Here is a 24,078-nt window from a genome sequence, read left to right on the forward strand (position 1 = left end):
GGGCTGTGTCCGGGACTGGCCGGGGGTTAAGGGGGCCGGTCAGCGGTCGCGGGGCAGCAGGGGGCCCAGCGGGCCCAGGTCCAGGTTGAGGTCGTCCTCGGTCAGCCCGAAGTGCTCCCGCAGCTCGGCCATGTTCCGCTCCAGGGCCATCAGCGTCAGCCCGAGCTCCTCGATCTGCTCATCGCTGATGCCGCCCTGCTCGACGCGGCGCAGCGCCTGCCGCTCCATGAGCTGCCGCAGCAGCTCGACGATGGTGAGCACCAGACCGGCCAGGCTCTTGCGGACCGACTCCTCGTCCACCTCGATCCGCCGGCCGGGCCGCCGGGGAGCGCGGTCATCCGTCATGGCGGCCCCCCTTCACGGCGATCACGGCGATCCCCCTCCCATCCCTCGTCGTTCTCCACCCGTACGGAGGCGATCAGGGCGCGCAGCGAGATCCGCACCAGGTCGATGTCGGCGATGCTCAGGGTGATCTCCCCCGCGATCACCACGCCTCCGGCGAGCACCCGGTCGAGCAGGTCGACCAGGGCCACCTCCCGCCGTTCGATCGCACGGGTCACGACGGCGTCTCCTCCGGCTGGGCGTCCTCCGCCCGCTTCGGCGGGGCGGTGAAGGAGTACGGCGGCCAGGGGCCGCTGACCTCCAGGGTGACGGCGGGGTAGCGCGCCCCCAGGTCGGTCACCAGGGCGGTGAACTCCTCGCCGAGGGCGTCGGGCACCAGATAGGAGTTGTTCAGCACCATCCACCCCTCGTACGCGGCCAGCGCGGTGTCCTGCGGTGGATGGGCGGCCGTGGCCACCGCCAGCGCGGCGAGGGAGGCGTGGATCTCCTCCGCCCGTTCGGTCGCGCGCAGATGCGCGGTCTCCTGGTCCTGCCGCTGGGCCCGCCGCCGCATCAGATAGGCGGTTCCGGGGCTCTCCTCGCCGCCGGTGGGCTCGTCCGGGTCGGGCAGGAAGGACCTGGGGTCCACATACGCCTTGACGCCCCACTCGGTGCGGCCCGCCACCCGCCGCAGCGTGGCCGTGAAGTCGTCCCGGCGCTCCTGGAGCATCGCCCGGACCCGGTCGTCGTCGTGGTAGAGCGTGGCGAAGCGCAGCGGGATGACCTGGCCGTGGCGGGCCGCGCCGTTGATCACCCGGTGGTGGGCGCGGGCGGTGCGCTCCAGCCACTCCAGGTCCTCCAGATGGTCGCGCAGCGCGTCCTCGCCGAAGTCCCCGAGCGGTACGGAGCCCACGACGGCGGCCAGCCCCGCGCTCTCCACCAGGCGCACCGGCTCGTCCGCCACACCGGTGAGCCCCCGCGGCGGGGCGCCGTCCCCGGGGGCGGCCGTCACCGCGTACAGCCAGACGGCGAGGGAACCGTTCACCGTTCGTCCTCCCGCCCGGTGTCGTGGTCGGCCTCCCGGCGCGCGCCGCGGCCGTCCTCCAGCTCGCCGACGCGCCGCCGCAGCCGCTCGTTCTCCTCCAGGACGTCCCGGGCGCCGGAGGAGAGCGAGGGGTCGTGCTCCCACCAGTCGATGCCCATCTCCTTGGCCCGGTCCACGGAGGCGACCAGCAGCCTGATCTTGATCGTCAGCAGTTCGATGTCCAGCAGATTGATCTGGATATCGCCCGCGATGACGATGCCCTTGTCGAGCACCCGCTCCAGGATGTCGGCCAGGCTGGACGGCTCGGCGCCCCGGCGGGCGGGTTCGCTTGCGGTGCCGGTGCGCCGGACCGGCGGGTTCCAGTCGGAGCTCTGGTTCATGTCCGGTTCTCCGCCCTGCCCCGGTAGTAGCGATCGGCGCGGCGGTAGGAGACGAGCTCGCCGCGGTCGTCCAGTTCGACCTGGTACTCGGCGAGGATGTCGGTGGAGTCCGGGATCCGGTGGGTCTCGACCACCTCGATGCCGATGGTCCAGCCGTCCTCCGTGTGCTCCAGCGAGGTGATGCCCTCCGGGGTCCGCCCGGTCAGCCCCTGCACATGGCGGGCCGCGCTGCGCGCGGCGTCGCGGGCCACGAAGGCGGGACGCCGGGGCCGGGGCCGCTCGGGCTCGTCCTCGCGCCGGTCCCGTTCCGGCTCGTCCTCGCGCCGGTCCCGTTCCTCTCGGGGCCGTTCCTCACGGGACCGTTCCTCACGGGGCCGGGCACGTGGCCTCTCCTCGCGGTGGCGTTCCTCGCGGGGCCGTTCGCGGGGCACGGCTCATACCTCCAGGCCCCCGTCGGGCGGCCCCTGGGACATCAGCCTGCGGACCAGCTCGTCCTCCTCCCGGGCCGCCTCCTCCTCGGTGAGCTCCCCGCTCTCCCGGGCCTCCGCGACCTCCTCCAGCCGCTGCTTGATCACCTCGGGGTCGTACAGCTGCCGGTGGGCCTCGTCATGGATCCGCCCGGCGATCCAGACGACGCCCCGCACCGGGGCCAGCGGCAGCGTGGCCAGGCCGGTGAACAGTCCCATGGCTACTCGTCGCCTTCCTTCCCTTCGAGCGTCGCGTCGGCCACGAAGTCGTACGGCGCCAGCGGGCCGAGCAGACGCATCCGGACCCGGCCGTGCCAGTGCGCGGCGAGCTCCTCGGCCGCCTCCTCGAACGCCTGCCGTTTCCCGTCCTCCACCAGGAACGAGGCGTTGACCAGCCCCTCGGGGGACGCCGGCTCCTCCGACACCGAGGCCAGCGCGTACGGCGCCAGCCGCCGGTCGAGCTCCAGCGCGTCCACGCTCCGCTTGGCGGCGATGCTGTCCATGACGAGCTGGCCGAGCTCGATCCGCTGCTCGTAGCCCGCGTCCTCGGGCAGCCCCCGCAACTCGTCGCGGAGCCGTCTGGCCTCCGGCTGTTCGGTCACCACCTCGCGCAGCACCGCGTCCTCGTCATAGCGGGCCCGCACGGTGAGCTGCGTACGGCCGCGGAGCCGGTCGAGGCCCCGGGCGAAGTCGTCGTGCCCCTCGGCCAGCAGCTCGTCCGCCACCGCCGCGGTGTCGCGCACCACGGTGCCGAAGCGGAACGGCAGCACCGGTGAGCCCTGCGCGGCCAGGTGGTCCAGCACCCTGGCGTGGGTGCGCAGATCCTCGGGGGTGCCCAGTGGCTTGTCGACGGGCACCTCGCTGACCACCGCGGCCTGGCCGCCCTGGCGGACCAGGGTCACCGGGGCCTCGGGGTCCCCGACGGCGGGCAGGTCCTTGACCGCCTCATCGGGTCGGTCGCCCGTGACGACCCCGTAGACATAGCAGGCACGTCCGTCCTCGGCCATCACCGCTCGCGCTCCCTGTGACTGGTGGAACCCCTGGTACGCCGGGGCCTCGTCCGCTCCTCGGCCTCGGGTTCCCGGGCCTCGTCGTCATCGCCCTGGAGCAGGTCCGAGACCGATTCCTTGACGCCCTCCAGGGCGCCCTTGGTCTTCTTCTTGCCGCCGCTCTCCTGGATCTGGTCCATGAGGCCGGGCAGACCGTGGGTCTCGGTGCCGCTGCGGGCGATGTCGAGTCGGTTGGTCGCCTCCGCGAACCGCAGATACGTGTCCACGCTGGCGACGACGATACGGGCGTCGATGGTCAGGATCTCGATGCCCACCAGGGACACCCGCACATACACATCGATGACCAGGCCCTTGTCCAGGATGAGGTCGACCACGTCGACCAGGGCGCTGGAACTCGCCCGGTCCAGATACTGGCTCTGCTGCTGCCGTGCTACGGTCACCGCGCTCACCCGTTCCGGGGGCGGGGTCCGTCAGCGGCGCGCGCGGCGCCGTGCGGGCTCCTCGTCCTCGTACTCCTCCTCGTATTCGTCCCCGGGCTCTTCGTCCTCGTCCCTGGGCTCTTCGTCCTCGTACTCCTCGGGCTCCTCGTCCTCGTACTCGTCCCCCGGCTCCTCGCGCTCCTTGCCTTCCTCGCGCTCCTCGCGCTCCTCGGGCTCCCGCCCCTCTCGCTCGTCGTCCTCCACGATCTCGCCGTCGCGCACCACGCCGCGCCAGCCCACGACCTCGTCGGGTTCGAGCAGCACCTCGCGCATGAGGTGGCGGCGGAAGTGCTTCATCTCCAGGCGCACCCGGCGGCCCTGGGCGCGCCAGAGGTTGCCGGTGCGCTCCATGAAGCCCTGCGGCCAGTACTCCAGGACGAACAGGATCCGGGTGAGGTCCGGGGCCAGCTCATGGAAGGTGATCGTGCCGTCCACATGGCCCTTGTCGGCCCGCGACGTCCAGATGATGCGCTTGTCGGGGATCTGCTCGACGACCTCGGCCCGCCACTTGCGGTGCGACCAGAAGACCTGGGCCTTCCACTCGGATTCGATCCCGCCCTCGTTCTCGTCCTCGTCCTCGTTCTGGACGTTCTCGACCTTCTTCATGTACGAGGGGAAGTTCTCCCACTCCGTCCAGAGGTTGTAGGTGAGGGAGAGGGGCGCGCCCACGTCCATCTGCTCCACGATGTTGGTGACCTTGAGCTTCTTGCCGCCCTTGCTGGAGTCACCGCCGCCGCCGAGGCCCGGGATGATGCTCTTCGCCTTGTCGACGACCTTCTCCTTGACCTGGTCCTTGACCTTCCCCTTGACCTGGTCCTTCATCTGCTCCTTGGCCGTGTCGACGACCTTGTCCTTCACCTGCTCCAGACCGCCCTTCAGCGCGCCCGTCCCGGGGTTCCCCAGTGGGTTGCCCAGATGGGTGACCGATTCCAGGGCCCGTTCGCCCAGCGCCGCCAGCAGGCCCTGGGCTTCCTTCAGCAGGCGGTCGGTGGGCAGTTCCGCGAGCGCGCCGCGCCCGCCGGTCCGCCCCTTGGTTTCCTCAGCCATGGCCCTCACCTCTGGCTTCGCCGCGCGGGCCCTTCGGAGCCGGTCCGCTTCCTGGTCTGCGCCGGACGGTCGGCCGGTTTGCGCTGTCTGCTGGTGCGCTCACGCGACCCGTCCTCGCGGGACCGTGCGGCGCTCCCTCGCTCGCGCTCGCCGCCCTCCTCGTGCTCCTCCGGCTCCTCGTGCTCCCCGGTCTCCGGCACCCGGTCCCCCGCACCGCCGGTGCGCAGGGTCTCGGCGCGCCGCTCCAACCGGTCGCTCAGGGCGTCCATCCGGTGACTGGCCGCCGACATGGCCGCCTCCCGGCCCGCGGAGACCAGACGGCCGCCGATCTCCTGACCGAGCCTGCCGAGCTCGGAGGACTTGAGCTGCTGGACGCCCGGTGGGCTGATACCGGAGCTGAGGCGCTTGCCCGCGGCGAGACCGGCGAGACCGAGGACCAGGATCCCCCTATGGCCGCGACCGTAGAGATAGCCGCTGACGAAGGCCAGCGCCACCCGGGAGTTCTTCATGATCGCTCCTCCTCCCGGAGCTGAACGAGATAGCCGTTCGGGTGCACAGAACCAATTATGGTGCATATCACCCTTTTCAGTGACTTTTTAGGACCTAGGCGGCCGTAGGAGATCACAAGGGGAGGTCACAGCGCCGAGGGGCCGTCAGGCGGCGAGCGCCGGATGCAGCACCACTTTGGTGTAGCCCTCGACCCGCTTGTCGAACTTCTCGTACGCCTGCGGGGCCTGGTCCAGCGGCAGTTCATGGGAGACCACGAAGCTGGGCCGGGCGCGCCCGGCGATGATCAGGTCGCGCAGCTGGCGGTTGTAGCGCTTGACATTGCACTGCCCCGTCCCCATGCGCTGGCCCTTCTCGAACATCCGGCCGATGGAGACCAGCAGCTGACCGCGTTTGGCGTGCTCATCGGGGCCGCCGGGGTCGGAGGGGACGTACAGCCCCGGCACACCGAGCCGTCCGGTCGGCCGCACGGTGTCGACCAGCGAGTTGAGCACCGACGCGGGCTCCTCATGACTGGCGTCGTGCGCCTGGGCCTGGTAGCCCACCGCGTCGATGCCCTTGTCCGTGCCCTCGCCGCCGGTGCGGTCCATGATCTGCGGCACCGGGTCGCCCTTGCTGAAGTCGATGGGGACGGCGCCGATCTCCCTGGCCTTCTCCAGCCGCTCGGGGACCCGGTCCACCACGAACACCGTGGCGGCGCCGCGCAGCAGCGCGGAGTAGGCGGCCATCAGCCCCACCGGACCCGCGCCGTAGACCGCCACGCTCTCGCCCGGGGAGACCTCGGCCAGCTCACAGCCGTGGTAGCCGGTCGGGAAGATGTCGGCGAGCAGGATGAAGTCGGTCTCGAGCTCATCGCCCTCGGGCAGCTTCAGGCAGTTGAAGTCGGCGAAGGGCACCCGCAGCCGATCGGCCTGGCCGCCCTTGTACGGGCCCATCGCCACATAGCCGTAGGCGCCGCCCGCGAAGCCGGGGTTGACGGTGAGACAGAAGCCGGTGTCGCCCGCGAGGCAGTTCTTGCAGAATCCGCAGGCCACGTTGAACGGCATGACCACGCGGTCGCCCTTGGACAGCGAGACGACGCCGGAACCGGTCTCCTCGACCACGCCGAGGTTCTCGTGTCCGAAGACGATGCCGGGCTCGGCCGCCGTCCGGCCCTCGTACATGTGCAGATCGGAGCCGCAGATCGCGCTGGAGGTGACGCGCACGAGCACATCGTTCGGATGCTCGATCCGAGGATCGTCGACGTCCCTCACCGCCACCGAATAGGGCTTCTCATAGACGACGGCTTTCACCTGGATCACCTCCGCGTCGATCGCTGACTCAGCGGCGGTGGTGGCGGACGCGGCGCGGCCCCAGGGTGTCTCGGCCACCACCGGGTACTTCCAGCGAACCGCCGCGGGACGCCCGGCGCAACCGGGTCCGGCGCAACCGGATCCGGCGCGGCCGTCCCGCCCCGGGCCCCGCCGGACCTACTCGACCGTGACCCAGTCCAGGGTGCGCTGGACGGCCTTCTTCCAGCCCGTGTACCCCTCCTCCCTGGTCTTCTCGTCCCACTGGGGCTCCCACCGCCTGGACTCGCTCCAGTGGGAGCGCAGCTCATCGGTGTCCCGCCAGAACCCGGTGGCCAGCCCCGCCGCGTAGGCGGCGCCCAGGGCGGTGGTCTCGGCGATGACCGGGCGGCTGACCGGTACGCCCAGCACATCGGCCTGGATCTGCATACACAGATCGTTGTCGGTGACCCCGCCGTCCACCCGCAGGACGTCCATGTGGATGCCGGCGTCCCGCTCCATGGCCTCGACCACGTCCCGGCTCTGGTAGCAGATGGCCTCCAGGGTGGCGCGGGCGATGTGGCCATTGGTGTTGAAGCGGGTGAGGCCGACGATCGCGCCCCGGGCGTCGGAGCGCCAGTACGGGGCGAAGAGCCCGGAGAAGGCGGGCACGAAGTACACCCCGCCGTTGTCCTCGACGGTGAGGGCGAGCCGCTCGCTGCCCGCGGCGTCGTCGATCATCTTCATCTGGTCGCGCAGCCACTGGACGGCCGAGCCGGTGACGGCGATCGAGCCCTCCAGGGCGTAGACGGCAGGGCCGTCGCCGAACTGGTACGCCACGGTGGTGAGCAGCCCGCTGGCCGAGCGGATCGGCTCCGCTCCGGTGTTGAGCAGCAGGAAGTTGCCGGTTCCGTAGGTGTTCTTGGCCTCGCCGGGGGCGAAGCAGACCTGGCCGACCGTGGCCGCCTGCTGGTCGCCGAGGACGCCGGTGATGGGGGTGGCGGTGCGCAGCGGGCGGGAGGTGCGGGCCTGGCCGTACGCCTCGGGGTGGGAGGAGGGGTTGATCGTCGGCAGCATCGCCCGCGGAATGCCGAAGATCTCCAGCAACTCGTCGTCCCAGTCCAGCGTCTCCAGGTCCATCAGCATGGTGCGGCTGGCGTTGGTGACATCGGTGGCGTGGATACCGGCGCCGGGGCCGCCCGTGAGGTTCCACAGCACCCAGGCGTCGGTGTTGCCGAAGAGGGCGTGGCCGGCTTCCGCGGCCTCGCGGACACCCTCGACGTTGTCCAGAATCCACTTGATCTTGCCGCCGGAGAAGTAGGTGGCGGGCGGCAGCCCCGCCTTGCGGCGGATGACCTCGCCCTGGCCGTTCCGTTCGAGGGCGGCCGCGATGGTGTCGGTGCGGGTGTCCTGCCAGACGATGGCGTTGTAGTACGGGCGGCCGTTGCGCGGATCCCAGATCACCGTGGTCTCGCGCTGATTGGTGATGCCGATCGCGGCCAGGTCGGCGGGGGAGAGCCCACCCGCGCGGAGGGCGTTCTGCATCACCGAGTTGGTGCGCTCGTAGATCTCCACCGGGTCGTGCTCGACCCACCCCGCGCGCGGCAGGACCTGGCGGTGCTCCAGCTGGTACCGCGCCACCTCGTCACCATCGTGGTTGAAGATCATGAAGCGGGTGCTGGTGGTCCCCTGGTCCACCGCACCGATGAATTCCGGCATGCTGCCGCCTCTCGTGGGTGGGGTACGGCCCGGATCGGCTACTCGGGGGTCGGGGTGCGGCCCACCTCCGTTTCGGCCGCCGGGAGGAAGCGGCTGATCAGGAGCTGGTAAAGGGCGGCGCCGATGAGCCCGCCGATCAGCGGGCCCACGATCGGCACCCAGAAGTACAGCTCCCCGTACTGGTCCCGCCACGCGCCGCGGTAGCCGGTGAGGTAGCTGGCCAGCCGGGGGCCGAAGTCACGGGCCGGGTTGATGGCGTACCCCGCGTCGGCGCCCCAGGCCATGCCGATCGCGACCACGATCAGCCCGATGACGAAGGGTCCCAGATTGGCCTTCGGGGCCGAGTTCAGCACATCGGTGACGGCGAAGATGAGCAGCACCAGGATCGCGGTGCCGATGATCTGGTCGCGCAGCGCGCCCCATTCGCTCACCGGCAGGACTCCGTTGCCGGGGAGGGTGGAGAAGACGAACTGGGTCTTGACGGTGTGCCCAGGGTCGGCGTGGCCCAGCGCCTCGGTGTAGTTCCAGCGCACCAGCAGGGCCCCGACGAACGCGCCGACCGTCTGGGCCACGGTGTACGGCACGACCTTGATCCAGGGGAAGCCCTTGAAGGCCGCCAGGGAGAGGGTGACCGCCGGGTTGATATGGGCCCCGCTGAGCCGCGCCGCCACATACACGCCGAAGGTGACGCCCAGACCCCAGGCCCAGGCGATGGAGTCGTGATCGCCGAGCGCGCCCGGGGGCTTGGTGAGGTCGCCGCCCGCCACGACCTGCGCCACCACACCACAGCCGAAGAGGATCAGCACCATGGTGCCCGCGAACTCCGCACAGAGCTCACCGAGCAGTACCGACCTCGGACGCTGTGGCTTCGGGGCAGTCATGCGCCCATCGTGGGCAGCGCCGCGGCACGGTGGCCCGTCCTGCTGGGCCGTCCGGGTCATGGACGGCGAAACCGGGTCTGTACGGATCAGGGTGCGGACCTGTACGAAGGTGCTGACAACATCACCCATCGCCCTCCAGCCGAAACAGGACGACACGGATGCCGACCACCCAAGCCCCGACGAACTGGGCCGGGAACATCACCTTCTCCGCCGCCCGGCTGCACCACCCGGACAGCGTCGACGAGCTACGGCGGATCGTCAGCTCCGCCGACCGGGTACGGGTACTGGGCACGGGCCACTCCTTCAACCGCATCGCCGACACCGAGGGCGATCTGGTGAAGCTGGACCGGCTGCCGCACCGGGTGGAGATAGCCCCCGGGAAGCGCACCGCGACCATCGCGGCGGGCATGGCTTACGCCCATGTGGCCCAGGCCCTGCACGCGGAGGGCTTCGCGCTGGCCAACCTCGCCTCGCTGCCGCACATCACGGTCGCGGGGGCCTGTGCCACCGCCACCCACGGCTCGGGGATCGACCAGCGCTGTCTGGCGGCGGCGGTCGCGGGTCTTGAGATCGTCGGCCCCGGCGGCGAGGTGACCCACATCGGCCGGGACGAGGACCCGGACCGGCTCAACGGGGCCGTGGTCGGGCTCGGCGGTCTTGGCGTGGTCACCGCGATGACGCTGGACATCGAGCCCACCTTCGACGTGGCCCAGTGGGTGTGGACCGGGCTGCCGCTGGACCGGCTGGACGACAGCTTCGAGGAGATCTTCGGCGCCGCCTACAGCGTCAGCGTCTTCACCGACTGGCGCTCGGGCGAGGGCGTGGTGTGGCTGAAGTGCCGCACCGACCTGCCCGGTCCCCCGGAGCCCGGGGAGCCGTGGCTGGGGGCCCGCCCGGCCAACCGCCACCACCACCCGGTGCCCGCGATGCCGCCGCTGCACTGCACCGAGCAGTTGGGCGCGCCGGGGCCGTGGCATGAGCGGCTGCCGCACTTCCGCCCGGACTTCACCCCGAGCAACGGCGACGAGCTCCAGTCGGAGCTGCTGCTGCCGCGCGAGGCGGCCTCGGCGGCGTTCGCCGCGCTGCGCGGCCTCGGTGACCGGATCGCGCCCGTGGTGCAGGTGTCCGAGGTCCGTACGGTCGCGGCGGACGAGCTGTGGCTGAGCCCCGCGTACGGCCGGGACAGCGTGGCCTTCCACTTCACCTGGGTCCCCGACCACGACGCGGTGATCGAGGTGGTGGCCGCGATGGAGGAGGCGCTGCTGCCGCTGGGGGCGCGGCCGCACTGGGGCAAGCTGACGACGGCCGCGCCGGAGCGGATCCTCTCCTCCTACGACCGGGCCGGCGACTTCGCGCGGCTGCTGGCCGAGCACGACCCGGCGGGGAAGTTCCGCAACGCCTATCTGGAGGGCTACTTCCCCACCGGGTGAGAGCGGCAGCGGCACCGGCCGTGTTCAGCCGGTCCAGGACCATTCGGCGACCTCGGGCATATCGGTGCCGTGGTCGCGGATCCAGGCATGGTGGCGGGTGCGGGCGTCCTGCATCCGCTGCCGTACGGCCGTGGCGCGCACCGCGAGCCCGGGGGTCCGGTCGATGACGTCCATCACCAGCCGGTAGCGGTCCAGGTCGTTGCGGACCACCATGTCGAACGGCGTGGTCGTGGTGCCCATCTCCTTGTAGCCGCGCACGTGGAGGTTGGGGTGGACGGCCCGGCGGTAGGACAGCCGGTGCACCAGCCACGGATAGCCGTGGTAGGCGAAGACGACCGGCCGGTCGCGGGTGAACAGGGCGTCGAACTCGTGGTCCGTCATCCCGTGCGGATGCTCCTCCTTCGGCAGCAGCCGGGTCATGTCGACGACGTTGACCACCCGCACGGCCACATCGGGCAGATGGCGGCGGAGGATCCCGGCGGCCGCGATGACCTCCTGGGTGGGCACATCGCCCGCGGCGGCCAGCACCACGTCCGGCTCCCCCGCGCCGTTCTCGGTACCGGCCCAGTCCCAGGTTCCGGCGCCGCGGGCGCAGTGGGCGCGCGCCTGGTCGAGATCGAGCCAGTCGAAGCAGGGCTGTTTGCCCGCGACGACCACATTCACGTAGTCGCGGCTGCGCAGGACGTGGTCGGCCACGCTGAGCAGGGTGTTGGCGTCCGGCGGCAGATAGACGCGCACCACCTGTGGGCTCTTGTTGAGCACGTGGTCGACGAAGCCGGGGTCCTGGTGCGAGAAACCGTTGTGGTCCTGGCGCCACACATGGGAGGTCAGCAGGTAGTTGAGGGAGGCCACGGGGCGCCGCCAGGGCAGTGAGCGGGACACCTTCAGCCATTTGATGTGCTGGTTGACCATGGAGTCCACGATGTGCACGAACGCCTCGTAGCAGGAGAAGAGGCCGTGCCGCCCGGTCAGCAGATAGCCCTCCAGCCAGCCCTGGCAGAGGTGCTCGGACAGGATCTCCATGACCCGGCCGTTCCGGCTGAGGTGCTCATCGGTGGGCACGATGGACTCCTGCCACGCCTTGCCGGTGGCGCGGTAGAGGCCATCCAGCCGGTTGGAGGCGGTCTCGTCGGGGCCGACCACCCTGAAGTCGCGGCGGTCGGCGGTGTCCTCCATGACCTTCTCCAGCAGCCCGCCGAGGACCCGGGTCGGCTCGTGCAGGGTCGCGCCGGGCTTGTCCACGGGGACCGCGTACCGCTCCAGGGCGGGCACGGGCAGCGAGCGCAGCAGCAGTCCGCCGTTGGCGTGCGGATTGGCGCCCAGGCGGCGGTCGCCCTCCGGGACCTCGGCCAGGAGGTGCGGCCGGGGCCGCCCGTCGGCGTCGAAGAGCTCTTCGGGGCGGTACGAACGCAGCCAGCGCTCGAGCTGCCGCAGATGCTCCGGGTTCTCCCGGACGCCCGGCAGGGGGACCTGGTGGGCGCGCCAGGTGCCCGCCACAGGAAGCCCGTCGACCTCCTGGGGCCCGGTCCAGCCCTTGGGCGTACGGAGCACGATGACCGGCCAGCGCGGCCGCTCGGCGATGCCCTCCTCGCGGGCGGTGCGCTGGAGCAGGGCGATCCGGTCCAGCGCCTCGTCCAGGGCGTGCGCCATGGACCGGTGCACCTCGAGCGGTTGGTCCCCGGCGACGTGGATCGGCTCGTGGCCGTACCCCCGCAGCAGGTCGTCGAGTTCGGGCTCGGGCAGCCGGGCGAGCACCGTGGGGTTGGCGATCTTGTAACCGTTGAGGTGGAGGATCGGCAGCACGGCGCCGTCGTGGACCGGGTCCAGGAACTTGTTGGCGTGCCAGGAGCCGGCCAGCGGGCCGGTCTCGGCCTCGCCGTCGCCGATGACGCAGGCGACCAGCAGCCCGGGGTTGTCCAGCGCGGCCCCGTAGGCGTGGGCGAGGGAGTAGCCCAGCTCACCGCCCTCGTGGATCGAGCCGGGGGTCTCGGGGGCCACATGGCTGGGCACTCCGCCGGGGAAGGAGAACTGCCGGAAGAGCCGGGCCATGCCCGCCGCGTCCCGGCTCACGTCCGGGTAGACGTCGGAGTAGCTGCCGTCCAGCCAGGAGCCGGCGAGCACCGCGGGGCCGCCGTGGCCGGGGCCCCAGACGCAGATGGCGTCCAGGTCGCGGTCCTTGATGACGCGGTTCAGATGGGTGTGGACGAGATTGAGTCCGGGTGAGGTGCCCCAGTGGCCCAGCAGCCGGGGCTTGATGTGGTCCGGGCGCAGCGGCTCGGTCAGCAGTGGGTTGGCCAGCAGATAGATCTGGCCCGCCGCGAGGTAGTTGGCGGCGCGCCAGTGGGCGTCCAGGGCGCGGATCCGGTCGTCGGCGAGCCCGCCGCCCGGCGAGCCCGTCGTGGTCGGTGCGTCTGGCATGGACCTCTCTCCCTCGTGGTCTCCGGTGACGTGCCCGTCTCCCGCTCGTGGTGTGAAGTTGTGCATCCGCCCGCCGTTCAGTCCCGCTCCGGCACGATCACCACCGGGCAGGGCGCGTGGTGCAGGGCCGCGTGGGCGATGCGGCCGAGCTGCAGCCCGGCGGTGTGCCCGTGGCCGCGGCGGGCGCCGAGGACCAGCAGATCGGCGGTGGCGGCCGCGTGGAGCAGCGCCTTGCGGGCCGTGCCCTCGACCGTCGCGCGGTCCACGGTGACCTCGGGGTGGTCCCGTCGGGGGGCCCGCAGGGCGTCCTCCAGCGTCCGCTCCGCCCGTGCCCAGTGGGCACGCACCGGGTCCCCCTCCAGCAGCAGATCATCCGTCACCTCACCGGCGGGCGCGCGCCAGGCCCGTACGGCCTCCAGCGTGCGGCCGCCCACCTCGGCCTCGTGGAAGGCGAACCGGGCCGCGGCCGAAGGACCGCCCGTCTCGCCGGGCTCGCCCACGCCGAGCACGATCCGGCCGAAGGCGCCGCCCCGGTTGGGCTCGCCGCCGCGTACGACGGTCACCGGGCAGGTGGCGCGGGCGGCGACCGCGAGACCGACCGAGCCGAGCAGCAGCCCGGCGAGTTCACCGCGGCCGCGCGAGCCGACGACCAGGCCCGAGGCGCCCCGCCCGGCGCGCAGCAGCGCGCGCACCGGGTCCTCCGGCAGGACCTCGGCGGCGACCTTCACATCGGGGCCGCGGCGGCGGGCGCGCTCGGCGGCGGACGCGGCGATCTCCTCGTCCCTGATCCGCTCCCAGGGGCGCTCGGGGTCGGCGGCGGGCGCGATGCCCTCGTACCGCTCCCACAGCGAGGCGTGGACCAGCCGCAGCGGCACCGCGTGCCGGGCCGCCGCGTCCACCGCCCAGTCCACCGCCTGAAGGCTGTGGTGCGAGCCGTCCACGCCCACCACGAGGGGGAGCTCCACCGTTCCCACCACCTTCCGCACGCCTTCGCCCCCGTCCCGACGCCTTCACCCTCGCGCCCGTGCGGGATAGCGCGCGAGGGGCGTTTCGGCCCCGCCAGGGGTCGTTCGGCCCAGGGCACCCATGCGGGCCGAACGGTCCCGAGCGCACCCCGGGCAGCCCAAGAACGGGGCCGGAGCGCCGTCCCACGCTGGGAGCGGACCGGGGAGGCACGGATGAAGCACCGCAAGATCGGCAATGTGATGACCGACGACGTCGTCCGGGTGAGCTCCAAGACGTCGTTCGACGAGGTCGGTGCGCTGCTCTCCCGGCACCGCTTCAACGGGCTGCCCGTGGTGGACGAGGACGACAAGGTGATCGGCATGATCACCGGGACCGATCTCAGCGAGCCCGCCCCGACGGCCGGCGAGCTGATGTCGCGCCCCGCGGTCACCGTGCGCCCCCAGGACAGCATCGTGGACGCGGCCCGCGCGATGGACCGCCATCGCGTCGAGCGGCTGCCCGTCGTCGACGAGGAGGACCGATTGATCGGCATCGTCACCCGCCGGGATCTGCTGCGGGTCTTCCTCCGCCCGGACGACGAGATCCGCGCCGAGGTGATCGACGAGGTGCTGGTCCGCTCGCTGTGGCTCGGCCCGCAGTCCGTCGCGGTCACCGTGACCGACGGGGTCGTACGGCTGGAGGGGCAGCTGGACCGGCACAGCGAGATCCCCATCGCGATCCGGATGACCGGGCAGGTGGACGGCGTGGTGGCCGTGGTCGACCGGCTCAGCTACCGGGTCGACGACTCCGCCGGCCGGGGAGGTGCGCGGCGATGACCCACCCGGCCGGCAAGCCCGTGCGGAACAGCCGGGTGGTGGTGGGCCTGGACGGCTCCGACAGCGCCTGGGCCGCGCTGGACCGGGCGGTCGCCGAGGCGCGGCGCCGTGACGCCACGCTGGAGATCGTGCACGCCTGGCCGTGGGCCCGGACCGACCCGCTCGCCTTCGACCCGGACAGCGAACCGCGGCGGCCCGCGGTGGAGATCGCCAGGACCGTGCTGCGGCTGGCCATGTCGCGGGCCCAGGAGCAGGATCCGCAGCTGCGGATCGTGCCCACCCTAACGGCCCAGGACGCGGTGCCCGAGCTGCTGCGGATCGGCGGGGACGCCTCGCTGATCGTCATCGGCACCCGGGGGCTCGGCGGTTTCACCGGGCTGCTGCTCGGTTCGGTCGGGCTGCGGCTGGCCGCCCACACCCGGCGCCCGCTGCTGGTGGTGCGCGGCGGGTCCTCGGTGGCGTACGGGCCCGAGGGCCACGGCAAGGTGCTGGTCGGGGTGGAGAGCGGCGCGGACGCGGCGGCGGCCCGCTTCGCCTTCGAGGAGGCGGCCCGGCGCCGGGCCCGGCTGCGGGTGCTCTACGCCTGGCCGAAGCCGCGGGTCTTCGCGGGCGATCACGCACTGCCCGCACGGGAGGTGGTGGCGCTGCGCGCCGAGCGGGAGCAGACGGTGGCGTACGGGATGGTGGCCGGGCTGCGCGAGGAGTTCGGGCAGATCCGGGTGCGGGAGCACACCACCCACAGCGCCCCCGCACATGCGCTGGTGGAGGCGTCCCGGGCGGCGGACGTCCTGGTGCTGGCCGTCCACCGGCGGACACCCCGGCTCGGCATGCAGCTCGGCCCGGTCACCCATGCGGCACTGCACCACGCGCACTGCCCGGTGGTGCTGGTGCCGGTGGAGTAGGCGCCAGTGGAACAGGCGCCATGCGCACCGACCGGCTGTCGGGTGCGGGTTTCCTTATCGCGCCTTCGGCGCGCTTCGTGTCCCGGGGCCGGCTCCGGGCAGCGGAAAGGGGCCGTAAGACCTGGTCCCCGGGACCTCCCCGGGACCGGTCGGCCCTGTCGGCGGGGGCCCGGTCATGGTCCGCTGGAGATGGCACCGGGGGCAACCGGCAGACGCGGAGAAGCGGACGTCCCACTACCGCGCACCGCGCAATCAGGGCCCGCGAGAAGTGGGCGCCCCCGGCGCCGCGCCTCGGGCCGGGCACCTCCCCGCGGGCCGGCGCGACGCCGTGCGCACGCCCCGGCGGCGAACCGAGGTGCCGAGTGGGCCTGCCGGGAAGGAGACAGCGATGGCGCGCCCCGTCACCGTCGGACTGGACGGTTCCGACGAGAGTCTGGCCGCCGCCGGCTGGGGGGCCCATGAGGCCCGTTCGCGCGGCGCGCCACTGCGGCTGGTGAACGCGTGGCCGGGGCCCGAGCAGAAGGACCTGACACCGGGCCGGGAGGCGGCCTGGCAGTACTGGTCCGAGCGCGCGCTGAGTTCGGCGCGTGCCGAGCTGGACGTCGACCACCCGGAGACGACGATCCTCACCACCCAGATCTCCGGCCTGCCCGCGCCCGTCCTGCTGGCCGAGGCGGAGCGGGCCCAACTGCTGGTGGTGGGGTCCCGTTCGATCGGCGCGGTCGCGGGCTTCTTCCTCGGTTCCGTCGGCCTGGAGCTCGCCGCGCGCTCCATGACCCCCGTGGTCCTGGTGCGGGCGGACGGGCACGAGGAGCGGCACGGCGATGTGGTGGTCGGCGTGGAGCCCCACGAGCCGTGCGACGACATCCTGGAGTTCGCCTTCGACGCCGCGGCCCGTCGCGACGGTGTACTGCGGGCCGTCCACGCCAACCGGGTTCCCGCCATCCGGGGCGACGCCCCCTGGGTGGTGGACGTGGGGCTGAGCGACGCGCACAAGGAAGCGGAGCACGCGCTGGGCGAGGTGCTGGCGCCGTGGCGGGAGACGTTCCCCGAGGTGCGGGTCTTCGAGGAGGTCGCGTCGGACAGCCCGGCCCGGCGGCTGGTGGCCGCGGCGGCGGGCACGGCGCTGATGGTCGTGGGCCGCGGTCCGCGGCGTGTGGGGTTCGGCCCCCGGCTCGGGCCGGTCACCCAGGCCGTGGCGCACCACGCCGCCTGCCCGGTGGCGGTCGTGCCCCAGCGATGAGCCCCGCCTCGTGACGAGGCGACGGAGAAGCGGCGCAGGCCGAAGGCAACCCAAGGCAATCGGAGGAGACCGGAGGAAGAGGAGAGGAAAGGGAAACGGCCATGAAAGCACTCGTCTTCCACGGGCCGGAGCGGTCCTCCTGGCAGGAGGTCCCCGACCCCGAACTCGAGGCCGCCACCGACGCGATCGTCCGGATCGGCACCACGACCATCTGCGGCACCGATCTGCACATCCTCCGCGGCGAGGTGCCGGACGTCGAGCCCGGCCGGGTGCTCGGTCACGAGGGGGTCGGCGAGGTCGTCGAGACCGGTGCCGACGTCCGCGGGATCCGTCCCGGCGACCGGGTGCTGATCTCCTGCGTCTCGCCCTGCGGCCACTGCCGCTTCTGCCGGGAGCGCGGCTACGGGCAGTGCCGTGGCGGCGGGGGCTGGATCCTGGGGCGCACGGTCGACGGCACCCAGGCCGAGTATGTGCGGGTGCCGTTCGCCGATCTGTCCACGCATCCGCTGACGGGGTCGGCAGAGGGCCATGACGCCGTGCTGCTGGCGGATGTCTTCCCCACCGCGTACGAGGTGGGCGTCCTCAACGGCCGGGTGGGGCCGGGCGATACGGTCGCGGTGGTGGGCGCCGGGCCCGTCGGGCTGGCCGCCATCGCCACGGCGCAGTTCTTCGCCCCCGGCCGGATCATCGCCGTCGACCCGGACGCGGCCCGGCTGGACGCCGCCAAGCGGATCGGCGCCGACGCGGTGGCGGACTCCGCCGAGGACCCGGAGCGGCTGGTCGACGATCTCACCGAGGGGCTCGGCGCCGATGTGGTGATCGAGGCCGTGGGGAGCCCGCGGTCCTTCGAGACCTGCACCCGGATGGTGCGGCCGGGCGGCCGGATCGCCAACGTGGGTGTGCACACCCGGCCCGCGACACTGCATCTCGAAGAGCTGTGGATCAAGAACGTGACGATCACCACCGGACTGGTCGACACCTACTCGACCGCCACCCTGCTCTCCCTGCTGTGCGCAGGGCGGCTGCCCACGTCCACGCTGATCACCCACCTGTTGGAGCTGGACCAGATGGAGGAGGCGTACGACGTCTTCGCCCGCGCCGCCGACACCGGCGCGATCAAGATCGCGCTCGGCGAGGCCGCCCGTCCGCTGGTGGCCCGGGGGACGTGAGCGGGGAGGCGATACGCATGGGAGCACCCATCGCCGTCGGGATCGACGGTTACGCCGAGAGCCCGCCGGCCGCGCACTGGGCGGCGCGCGAGGCGCTGCTGCGCGATCTGCGGCTGCGTCTGGTCCACGCCTGGAACCCGCCGTCGCCCCCGGCCCCGGCCCTCCCCCACGAGGACGACCAGAGCTACTGGTCGCAGCGGCTGCTGACCGACCTGGTGGGCGAGTTGCGCGACGCCCACCCGGGGCTGCGGGTCTCGGCCGAGCTGGTGCCGCGCGAGACCGTGCCCGCCCTGCTGGACGCGGCCCGGGACGCCGAGATGCTGGTGCTCGGCTCGCGCGGCCGCGGCACCCCTGGCGGCTTCCTCCTCGGATCGACCGGCCGCCAGGTCCTCGCGCACGGGGAACACCCGGTGATCATGGTGCACGCCGACGACAAGCCGCTGACCGCCGATGTCACCGTCGGGGTGTCCCTGCGGCGGCCGAACGAGGAGGCACTGCGGTTCGCCTTCGACGCCGCCGCCCGGCGCGGCGGTGTGCTGCGGGCCGTGCACGCGGGCGCGAACAGGCCGGGGGACGAGGAGGCGGCGGGGGACGAGGAGGACCCGGAGGCGAAGGACGCGCTGGACGCGGCGCTGCGCCCCTGGCGGGAGAAGTACCCCGGGGTGCCGGTGGCGGAGGCTTTCATCGCGGAGCGCCCGGCGCTCGGCGTGGTGCACACCGCGCCGGGCTCGGGGCTGCTCGTGCTCGGCCGCGACGAGACGGAGCCGGGCCCCGTCCCTCATCTGGGCTCGGTGATCCAGGCGGCGGTGCACCACGCGCCGTGCCCGGTGGCGGTCGTCCCGCGCGGCTGATGTCCGGAGGGAGACGGGTGATGCGCGGAGGGAAGGGAGCGATGTCCGGAGGGAGGCGGGAGTGACGTGTCGGAGGCGATGACCACCGACCTCTACGAGGTGACGATGGCCCTGTCGTATGTGCGCGAGGGGATGACCGCCCCGGCCACCTTCGACCTCTACGTCCGCGACCTGCCGCCCGAGCGGGGCTTCCTGGTCGCCGCGGGCCTGGAGCCGGCGCTGGACTTCCTGTCCGGCTTCCGCGTGGAGCCCGAGGACGTGGCGGCGTACGCCGCGGCGACGCGCCGTCCGTACGAGGACCTCGAGCCGCTGCTGGGACTCGGCTTCGACGGCGAGGTGCGGGCGGTGCCCGAGGGGCGGATCGTCCTCGCCGGGGAGCCGCTGCTGGAGCTGACCGCGCCGCTGCCGCAGGCCCAGCTCGTCGAGACGTATCTGCTGGCGCAGCTGAGCCATCAGACCACCATCGCCTCCAAGGCGGCCCGGTGTGTGGTCGCCGCGGAGGGGCGTCCGGTGGTGGACTTCTCGCTGCGCCGCACCCACGGCCCCTGGTCCGGGCTGCAGTCGGCGAGGCTGGGCGCGATGACCGGGTTCACGGCGACCAGCAATGTGGCGGCGGCCGCGGCCTACGGGATCGAGGCCACCGGAACGATGGCGCATGCGTACGTCGAGGCGTTCCCGGACGAGGAGACCGCGTTCCGCGCGTTCGCCCGTACCCATCCCGGCCCGGTCACCTTCCTGGTGGACACCTATGACACGGCGACCGGCGTGGCCACCGCGGCGCGGGTGCTGCGCGAGCTGGACTCCGGGCCCCTCGGCTCGATCCGGCTGGACAGCGGCGACCTGGGTGAAGAGGCGGCACGGGCCCGGGAGATCCTCGACGCGGCCGGGTTGCCGGAGGTACGGATCGTCGCGAGCGGCGGGCTCGACGAGTACGCCATCGAGGAGCTGATCCACTCGGGCGCGCCGATCGACGTCTACGCCGTGGGCACCCGGATGGGCGTGTCCGCCGACGCCGCCTCTCTCGACACCGCGTACAAGCTGGTCGCCTACGACGGGCGCCCGGTGATGAAACTGTCCTCGGCCAAGGCCACGGCCCCCGGGACCAAGCAGGTGTGGCGGCGCTCGGGCTACGCCGATGTGATCGGCGAGTGCGACGAACTTCCGCCCCACGGTGGCGCGCCCCTGCTGGAGACCGTGATGCGGGAGGGCAGACGGACCGGAGCCCCCGACACCCTCGACCGCGCCCGGCGGCGGTTCGACACCGATCTCGCGGGGCTGCCGCCGCACGCCCGGCGGATCCGCCACCCGGCCCCGCCCCGGCCCTCCACCTCGGCCGGGCTGGCCCGGCTCGCGGGGCAGGTGCGCCGCCGGATCGAGGTCCGGCTGGCGGCCGGCGGCGAGGCGGGCGGAAGACAGGCAGCGTGACCAAGGAGGATGCCGTGCCCCGGAGTGCGCACATCGTGAGCGATGTGATGACCCATACCGTCGTCGCCGTCGGCCGCGAAGCGCCGTTCAAGGAGATCGTCAGAACCCTGGAGCAGTGGAGGGTGAGCGCCCTGCCGGTGCTGGAGGGCGAGGGCCGGGTCATCGGCGTGGTCTCCGAGGCGGACCTGCTGCCCAAGGAGGAGTTCCGCGACAGCGATCCCGCGCGGGTGGCGCAACTGCGCGACCTCCCCGGTGTCGCCAAGGCGGGCGCGGTGACGGCCGATGAGCTGATGACGACCCCCGCCATCACCGTGCACGCGGGCGCCACGCTCGCCGAGGCCGCGCGGATCATGACCCACAAGCGGGTCAAGCGGCTCCCGGTGGTGGACGAGGAGGGCCGCCTCGAGGGCATCGTCAGCCGCGCCGACCTGCTGAAGGTGTTCCTGCGGCCGGACGACGACATCGAGGACGAGGTGCGCCGTGAGGTGGTGGCCCACCTCTTCCCGGCCCAGGGGGAAACCGTCCGGGTGAGCGTGAACGAGGGCGTGGTCACCCTGACCGGACGGGTCAAGGAGGCCGTCCTCATCCCGGCGGCGGCCCGCCTCATCCGCGCGATCGAGGGCGTGGTCGACTTCGACAACCAGCTCACGGCCGCGCCCCACACGACCCAGCGGCGGTAGGAGCGCCGTCCGGCAGCCCCTACCGGACCACGCCGCCCTGGCCCGGCACGTCGGGCCTGCTCGATCACCCGCCGCAGCCGGCTCTCGGGCGGGACGCCCGGCACCGCCGCGCCGGGACCCACCGTCTCCGGGAACGGACCGTCTCCCGGAACGGCACCGGCAGCCCGAGCGGCACCTTCTCGGGGGTGAAGCAGCTCGGGCGCCGGCAGCGGGCCCGGATCCCGGCCCCCGCCGGGAGGCCCCGGCGGGGGCCGAAACGTCCCCCGGCCGCGTGGTCGAGACGCCCCGGGGCGCGTGGTCGAGACCGTACGAGGAAACCGTACGAGGAAGACCGGCACGAAAACGACGAACACGCGCCGCGCCGCCGCGCGCACCACGGCGGCGATCCGCGGGGCGGCGCACCGCCGAGCGATCTCCCGCCGGGAGAGGCCCCCGGCAACGAACGCGCGGCCCGGCGCGTCAGCCGCCGGGGCCACGGGCGCGCGGCCCGGCCGGATACGGCCACGCGTCATCGGATGTGGCGGCTCCAGCGGGGGCCGACCTCGGCCCAAGCGCGGCCCCACGCCTGGCTGCGGGCGCGGTCCAGGCGCCAGCGCACCACACCGCGTCCGGCCAGCGACACCACGCCCACGCCCGCCGCGGCCGACGTCCCGGCGAGCACCGCGCGGGTGGCGATCTGCTCGGGGGTGGGCGGCCGCTGGACCAGGCGGCCCCGGCCGTCGGTCCAGATCTCGGTGGCGGTGCCCGCCTTGCTCCCCTCGTGGACCCGTGCCGTGCCGGTGTGGACGGCGCCGTCCGGGCCGGTCCAGCGGACGATCGCACGCACCTGGCCGGTGGTGGAACCGTCGGCGGCGGGCTGTACGACGGGCGCGTCCTCCTTGAGCACCGCGGGCACCCGGTGCCGGTCCGCCCGCTCCTGCCGCAGTGACGCGTCCACGGCGGTGCCCGCGGCCACCCCGGCCGCCGGGCCGCCGACCGCCATCACCAGGCCGGTCACGAGCACGACCCACGCCTCGATCACGTCCGAGCGGCGTCTGAGCGGATTGCGCCGCCACCGCCACAACCGCCGCCCCCGCACTTCCGTGCCCATGCCGCGACCGTCGCACGCGCGGGGAGCCCGGGACGAGGGCCGGGCAGCCCCCTTGGGGGCCCGTTCGGCCCTGGTACCGCGCTGACCTGCTGCGCCAGGATTCCCACCGGGGGCCGGGCGGACGGCGGACGAACGGTGCGAGGGCCCATGACCGAGACCGAGGCGACACGAGCGACACCGGCGACGCCCATCAGGGTGTTCGTCCTCGACGACCACGAGGTCGTCCGGCGCGGACTGCACGATCTGCTGGACGCCGAACCGGACATCGAGGTGGTCGGCGACGCCGGGACCGTGGACCACGCGATGGCCCGGGGCCCGGCGCTGCGGCCCGACGTGGCCATCCTGGACGTCCGGCTGCCGGACGGGGACGGCATCACGGTCTGCCGTGAGCTGCGCTCCCGTATGCCGGGTCTGGCCTGTCTGATGCTGACCTCGTTCGACGACGACGATGCCCTGCTGGACGCGATCATGGCCGGGGCGGCGGGCTACGTGCTCAAGCAGATCAAGGGGTCGGACCTGGTCTCGGCGGTGCGCACCGTGGCCTCCGGCCAGTCGATGCTGGACCCGGCCACCACCGCCCGGCTGATGAGCACCCTGCGCGGCGACACCGCCCCGCAGGAGCCCAGGGACGAGGTGCTGGCCGGGCTGTCCCCGCGCGAGCGGGAGATCCTGGTGCTAATCGGGGACGGGCTCACCAACCGGCAGATCGGCAAGCGGCTCTTCCTGTCCGAGAAGACGGTCAAGAACCACATCTCCCGGCTGCTGGCCAAGCTGGGCGTGGAGCGCCGCATCCAGGCGGCGGTGCTGGCGACCCACTCGGCCCCGCGCCCCGCCGACGAGCATCCGGGATGACCGGGGACCTGGGGCCATATGGCCCCGCCCGTACCCCTGACGCATCAACCACTGACGGCCCACCGGCGAGGAGAGGACCCCGATGCAGCCCGCAATGCTCGACGCGGCGATCCTGGAGAAGCTCATCTCCGCGGCCGTGGCCGCTCCCTCGATCCACAACACCCAGCCCTGGCGCTACCGGCTGAACCCCGACACCGTCACCCTGGAGGTCCGGGCCGCCCCCGAGCGGGCGCTGCGGTACGCCGATCCGATGGGCCGGGCGCTGAGCGTCTCCGCCGGGGCCGCCGTGTTCAATCTGCGGGTCGCCGTGGCCCACTTCGGCTGGGACCCGGTGGTCCGGCTGCTGCCGTACCGGTCGCAGCCCGACCTGCTGGCCACGGTGCGCCTGGCCGCGCCGCCCGCCGACCGCGCCGGGCGCCACGACAACGGGCACGACGACCTGTACGACGTCATCTGGCGGCGGCACAGCAGCCGCTCCCCCTACTCCGCGCGCCGACTGCCCGCACGGGTGCTGTGCGACCTGACGGAGGCGGCGCGCGCCAACGGGGCCACGCTGTGGCCGGCGGGCCCCGAGGAGACCGCATGGCTGCTGCGGCTGACCGCCGAGGCGGAGCGGCGCATCTCCGGGAACCCGCGCCGACTCGCCGAGAGCCGCACCTGGATCCGCGACACCGGGCCGTACGGAATTTCCCCGGCCGCCCTCGGCCCACGGGACGCCACGGGGTGGCTGCCGATGCGGGACTACCTCGGGCCGGTGCCGGACGGCCGCCGGGGCGACGATCGGCCCACCGCCCCGTTCGAGCCCCATCCGACCATCGCCGTGCTGACCACGGACCAGGACCGGCGCACCGACTGGCTGCGGGCCGGGCAGGCGCTGGAACACGTCCTGCTGCTGGCGACCTCGCACGCGGTCCGGGCGTCCCTGCTGCACCAGGCGCTGGAGTGGCCGGACCTGCGGTGGTCGCTGAGCGACGCCCACCGGACGCCCGGCCATGTGCAGATGCTGATCCGGCTGGGTTACGGGCCGGTGGGCCCGGACACGCCGCGCAACGCGGCGGCCGAGGCCCTGGACAGGCGCCGCTGACGCGCCACGGGCCGACGCTTGTCGCCGCG

26 protein-coding genes are annotated in these 24,078 nt (G+C 73.1%); 10 read left to right on the forward strand and 16 right to left on the reverse strand.

The genetic code is table 11. The features are described 5' to 3' along the window. Positions 1 to 39 precede the first annotated feature (39 nt). The 13 genes from ACZ6TD_RS07480 to ACZ6TD_RS07540 all read right to left on the reverse strand — a co-directional run bounded on the left by ACZ6TD_RS07480 (position 40) and on the right by ACZ6TD_RS07540 (position 9,124). Positions 40 to 345 (reverse strand): gas vesicle protein K, encoded by a 306-nt coding sequence (locus ACZ6TD_RS07480; RefSeq protein WP_470013269.1) that lies wholly within the window; start codon positions 343 to 345, stop codon positions 40 to 42. Further along, positions 342 to 560, reverse strand: a complete 219-nt coding sequence (locus tag ACZ6TD_RS07485) for a gas vesicle protein (RefSeq protein WP_471351773.1) — start codon at positions 558 to 560, stop codon at positions 342 to 344. The genes ACZ6TD_RS07480 and ACZ6TD_RS07485 overlap by 4 nt, the downstream gene beginning before the upstream one ends. After that, positions 557 to 1,366 (reverse strand): GvpL/GvpF family gas vesicle protein, encoded by an 810-nt coding sequence (locus ACZ6TD_RS07490; protein ID WP_471351775.1) that lies wholly within the window; start codon positions 1,364 to 1,366, stop codon positions 557 to 559. Before ACZ6TD_RS07490 ends, ACZ6TD_RS07485 begins: the two co-directional genes overlap by 4 nt. After that, positions 1,363 to 1,746 carry a gas vesicle protein gene (locus ACZ6TD_RS07495; RefSeq protein WP_471351777.1) on the reverse strand — a complete coding sequence of 128 codons (384 nt, stop codon included), beginning with the start codon at positions 1,744 to 1,746 and terminating at the stop codon, positions 1,363 to 1,365. Before ACZ6TD_RS07495 ends, ACZ6TD_RS07490 begins: the two co-directional genes overlap by 4 nt. Next, entirely contained in the window at positions 1,743 to 2,177 is a 435-nt protein-coding gene (locus tag ACZ6TD_RS07500) for a gas vesicle protein GvpO (RefSeq protein WP_471351778.1), read from the reverse strand. Before ACZ6TD_RS07500 ends, ACZ6TD_RS07495 begins: the two co-directional genes overlap by 4 nt. Before the next feature lie 3 nt (positions 2,178 to 2,180). After that, on the reverse strand, positions 2,181 to 2,432 hold the full coding sequence (locus ACZ6TD_RS07505; RefSeq protein WP_471351779.1) for a gas vesicle protein GvpG: 252 nt from the start codon (positions 2,430 to 2,432) through the stop codon (positions 2,181 to 2,183). Positions 2,433 to 2,434: 2 nt separating this feature from the next. Next, the gene (locus ACZ6TD_RS07510) at positions 2,435 to 3,220 is read right to left on the reverse strand and encodes a GvpL/GvpF family gas vesicle protein (protein WP_471351780.1); all 786 of its coding nucleotides are present in this window, start codon (positions 3,218 to 3,220) and stop codon (positions 2,435 to 2,437) included. Further along, complete coding sequence (gene gvpJ / locus ACZ6TD_RS07515; protein ID WP_471351782.1) at positions 3,220 to 3,663, reverse strand: gas vesicle protein GvpJ; 444 nt, start codon at positions 3,661 to 3,663, stop codon at positions 3,220 to 3,222. The genes ACZ6TD_RS07510 and gvpJ overlap by 1 nt, the downstream gene beginning before the upstream one ends. Positions 3,664 to 3,693: 30 nt before the next feature. Then, complete coding sequence (locus tag ACZ6TD_RS07520; RefSeq protein ID WP_471351783.1) at positions 3,694 to 4,749, reverse strand: SRPBCC family protein; 1,056 nt, start codon at positions 4,747 to 4,749, stop codon at positions 3,694 to 3,696. Positions 4,750 to 4,754: 5 nt separating this feature from the next. After that, complete coding sequence (locus ACZ6TD_RS07525; RefSeq protein WP_471351785.1) at positions 4,755 to 5,258, reverse strand: TraB/TrbI/VirB10 family type IV secretion system protein; 504 nt, start codon at positions 5,256 to 5,258, stop codon at positions 4,755 to 4,757. Positions 5,259 to 5,402: 144 nt separating this feature from the next. Next, positions 5,403 to 6,548 carry a glutathione-independent formaldehyde dehydrogenase gene (locus ACZ6TD_RS07530; protein WP_471357538.1) on the reverse strand — a complete coding sequence of 382 codons (1,146 nt, stop codon included), beginning with the start codon at positions 6,546 to 6,548 and terminating at the stop codon, positions 5,403 to 5,405. 177 nt (positions 6,549 to 6,725) lie between these two features. Beyond that, a complete protein-coding gene (gene glpK / locus ACZ6TD_RS07535; protein WP_471351786.1) occupies positions 6,726 to 8,243 on the reverse strand; it encodes a glycerol kinase GlpK in 1,518 nt (505 codons plus the stop codon). Positions 8,244 to 8,281: 38 nt separating this feature from the next. Then, positions 8,282 to 9,124: an MIP/aquaporin family protein gene (locus tag ACZ6TD_RS07540; protein ID WP_471351787.1), complete on the reverse strand. Its 843-nt coding sequence runs from the start codon at positions 9,122 to 9,124 to the stop codon at positions 8,282 to 8,284. Positions 9,125 to 9,282: 158 nt separating this feature from the next. On the opposite strand from ACZ6TD_RS07540, the gene ACZ6TD_RS07545 reads away from it, so the two are divergent. Continuing rightward, positions 9,283 to 10,554 (forward strand): FAD-binding protein, encoded by a 1,272-nt coding sequence (locus ACZ6TD_RS07545; RefSeq protein ID WP_471351788.1) that lies wholly within the window; start codon positions 9,283 to 9,285, stop codon positions 10,552 to 10,554. Positions 10,555 to 10,578: 24 nt separating this feature from the next. On the opposite strand, the gene ACZ6TD_RS07550 is transcribed toward ACZ6TD_RS07545, so the two are convergent. Continuing rightward, complete coding sequence (locus ACZ6TD_RS07550; protein ID WP_471351789.1) at positions 10,579 to 12,972, reverse strand: phosphoketolase family protein; 2,394 nt, start codon at positions 12,970 to 12,972, stop codon at positions 10,579 to 10,581. A gap of 77 nt (positions 12,973 to 13,049) precedes the next feature. Then, complete coding sequence (locus tag ACZ6TD_RS07555; protein ID WP_471351791.1) at positions 13,050 to 13,937, reverse strand: universal stress protein; 888 nt, start codon at positions 13,935 to 13,937, stop codon at positions 13,050 to 13,052. A 213-nt stretch (positions 13,938 to 14,150) separates the two neighbouring features. On the opposite strand from ACZ6TD_RS07555, the gene ACZ6TD_RS07560 reads away from it, so the two are divergent. From ACZ6TD_RS07560 to ACZ6TD_RS07590, 7 genes are all read left to right on the forward strand, one after another. Further along, the gene (locus ACZ6TD_RS07560) at positions 14,151 to 14,753 is read left to right on the forward strand and encodes a CBS domain-containing protein (RefSeq protein WP_470013248.1); all 603 of its coding nucleotides are present in this window, start codon (positions 14,151 to 14,153) and stop codon (positions 14,751 to 14,753) included. Further along, the gene (locus ACZ6TD_RS07565; RefSeq protein ID WP_471351792.1) at positions 14,750 to 15,655 is read left to right on the forward strand and encodes a universal stress protein; all 906 of its coding nucleotides are present in this window, start codon (positions 14,750 to 14,752) and stop codon (positions 15,653 to 15,655) included. The genes ACZ6TD_RS07560 and ACZ6TD_RS07565 overlap by 4 nt, the downstream gene beginning before the upstream one ends. 388 nt (positions 15,656 to 16,043) lie before the next feature. Next, positions 16,044 to 16,898: a universal stress protein gene (locus tag ACZ6TD_RS07570; RefSeq protein WP_471351794.1), complete on the forward strand. Its 855-nt coding sequence runs from the start codon at positions 16,044 to 16,046 to the stop codon at positions 16,896 to 16,898. A 101-nt stretch (positions 16,899 to 16,999) separates the two neighbouring features. Then, a complete protein-coding gene (locus ACZ6TD_RS07575; protein ID WP_471351795.1) occupies positions 17,000 to 18,067 on the forward strand; it encodes an alcohol dehydrogenase catalytic domain-containing protein in 1,068 nt (355 codons plus the stop codon). A 17-nt stretch (positions 18,068 to 18,084) separates the two neighbouring features. After that, positions 18,085 to 18,918 (forward strand): universal stress protein, encoded by an 834-nt coding sequence (locus ACZ6TD_RS07580; RefSeq protein WP_471351796.1) that lies wholly within the window; start codon positions 18,085 to 18,087, stop codon positions 18,916 to 18,918. A gap of 66 nt (positions 18,919 to 18,984) precedes the next feature. Then, positions 18,985 to 20,343 carry a nicotinate phosphoribosyltransferase gene (locus ACZ6TD_RS07585; protein ID WP_471351797.1) on the forward strand — a complete coding sequence of 453 codons (1,359 nt, stop codon included), beginning with the start codon at positions 18,985 to 18,987 and terminating at the stop codon, positions 20,341 to 20,343. Positions 20,344 to 20,357: 14 nt separating this feature from the next. Then, entirely contained in the window at positions 20,358 to 21,023 is a 666-nt protein-coding gene (locus ACZ6TD_RS07590; RefSeq protein WP_471351798.1) for a CBS domain-containing protein, read from the forward strand. Between the two features lie 508 nt (positions 21,024 to 21,531). On the opposite strand, the gene ACZ6TD_RS07595 is transcribed toward ACZ6TD_RS07590, so the two are convergent. Beyond that, the gene (locus tag ACZ6TD_RS07595; protein ID WP_471351799.1) at positions 21,532 to 22,113 is read right to left on the reverse strand and encodes an Rv1733c family protein; all 582 of its coding nucleotides are present in this window, start codon (positions 22,111 to 22,113) and stop codon (positions 21,532 to 21,534) included. 147 nt (positions 22,114 to 22,260) lie between these two features. On the opposite strand from ACZ6TD_RS07595, the gene ACZ6TD_RS07600 reads away from it, so the two are divergent. Both ACZ6TD_RS07600 and ACZ6TD_RS07605 read left to right on the forward strand, forming a co-directional pair. Further along, positions 22,261 to 22,965 (forward strand): response regulator, encoded by a 705-nt coding sequence (locus tag ACZ6TD_RS07600; protein WP_471351801.1) that lies wholly within the window; start codon positions 22,261 to 22,263, stop codon positions 22,963 to 22,965. An 82-nt stretch (positions 22,966 to 23,047) separates the two neighbouring features. Further along, positions 23,048 to 24,049, forward strand: a complete 1,002-nt coding sequence (locus tag ACZ6TD_RS07605) for an Acg family FMN-binding oxidoreductase (RefSeq protein WP_471351802.1) — start codon at positions 23,048 to 23,050, stop codon at positions 24,047 to 24,049. Positions 24,050 to 24,078: the final 29 nt, after the last annotated feature.

The organism is Streptomyces yongxingensis (genome assembly GCF_055597465.1).

Bases quoted from the DNA above. Each gene is read 5' to 3' on its own strand.
- ACZ6TD_RS07480 (WP_470013269.1), bottom strand. From the start codon at position 345: ATGACGGATGACCGCGCTCCCCGGCGGCCCGGCCGGCGGATCGAGGTG.
- ACZ6TD_RS07495 (WP_471351777.1), bottom strand. From the start codon at position 1,746: ATGAACCAGAGCTCCGACTGGAACCCGCCGGTCCGGCGCACCGGCACC.
- ACZ6TD_RS07505 (WP_471351779.1), bottom strand. From the start codon at position 2,432: ATGGGACTGTTCACCGGCCTGGCCACGCTGCCGCTGGCCCCGGTGCGG.
- ACZ6TD_RS07510 (WP_471351780.1), bottom strand. From the start codon at position 3,220: ATGGCCGAGGACGGACGTGCCTGCTATGTCTACGGGGTCGTCACGGGC.
- ACZ6TD_RS07520 (WP_471351783.1), bottom strand. From the start codon at position 4,749: ATGGCTGAGGAAACCAAGGGGCGGACCGGCGGGCGCGGCGCGCTCGCG.
- ACZ6TD_RS07525 (WP_471351785.1), bottom strand. From the start codon at position 5,258: ATGAAGAACTCCCGGGTGGCGCTGGCCTTCGTCAGCGGCTATCTCTAC.
- glpK (WP_471351786.1), bottom strand. From the start codon at position 8,243: ATGCCGGAATTCATCGGTGCGGTGGACCAGGGGACCACCAGCACCCGC.
- ACZ6TD_RS07540 (WP_471351787.1), bottom strand. From the start codon at position 9,124: ATGACTGCCCCGAAGCCACAGCGTCCGAGGTCGGTACTGCTCGGTGAG.
- ACZ6TD_RS07545 (WP_471351788.1), top strand. From the start codon at position 9,283: ATGCCGACCACCCAAGCCCCGACGAACTGGGCCGGGAACATCACCTTC.
- ACZ6TD_RS07550 (WP_471351789.1), bottom strand. From the start codon at position 12,972: ATGCCAGACGCACCGACCACGACGGGCTCGCCGGGCGGCGGGCTCGCC.
- ACZ6TD_RS07560 (WP_470013248.1), top strand. From the start codon at position 14,151: ATGAAGCACCGCAAGATCGGCAATGTGATGACCGACGACGTCGTCCGG.
- ACZ6TD_RS07565 (WP_471351792.1), top strand. From the start codon at position 14,750: ATGACCCACCCGGCCGGCAAGCCCGTGCGGAACAGCCGGGTGGTGGTG.
- ACZ6TD_RS07570 (WP_471351794.1), top strand. From the start codon at position 16,044: ATGGCGCGCCCCGTCACCGTCGGACTGGACGGTTCCGACGAGAGTCTG.
- ACZ6TD_RS07575 (WP_471351795.1), top strand. From the start codon at position 17,000: ATGAAAGCACTCGTCTTCCACGGGCCGGAGCGGTCCTCCTGGCAGGAG.
- ACZ6TD_RS07580 (WP_471351796.1), top strand. From the start codon at position 18,085: ATGGGAGCACCCATCGCCGTCGGGATCGACGGTTACGCCGAGAGCCCG.
- ACZ6TD_RS07595 (WP_471351799.1), bottom strand. From the start codon at position 22,113: ATGGGCACGGAAGTGCGGGGGCGGCGGTTGTGGCGGTGGCGGCGCAAT.
- ACZ6TD_RS07600 (WP_471351801.1), top strand. From the start codon at position 22,261: ATGACCGAGACCGAGGCGACACGAGCGACACCGGCGACGCCCATCAGG.
- ACZ6TD_RS07605 (WP_471351802.1), top strand. From the start codon at position 23,048: ATGCAGCCCGCAATGCTCGACGCGGCGATCCTGGAGAAGCTCATCTCC.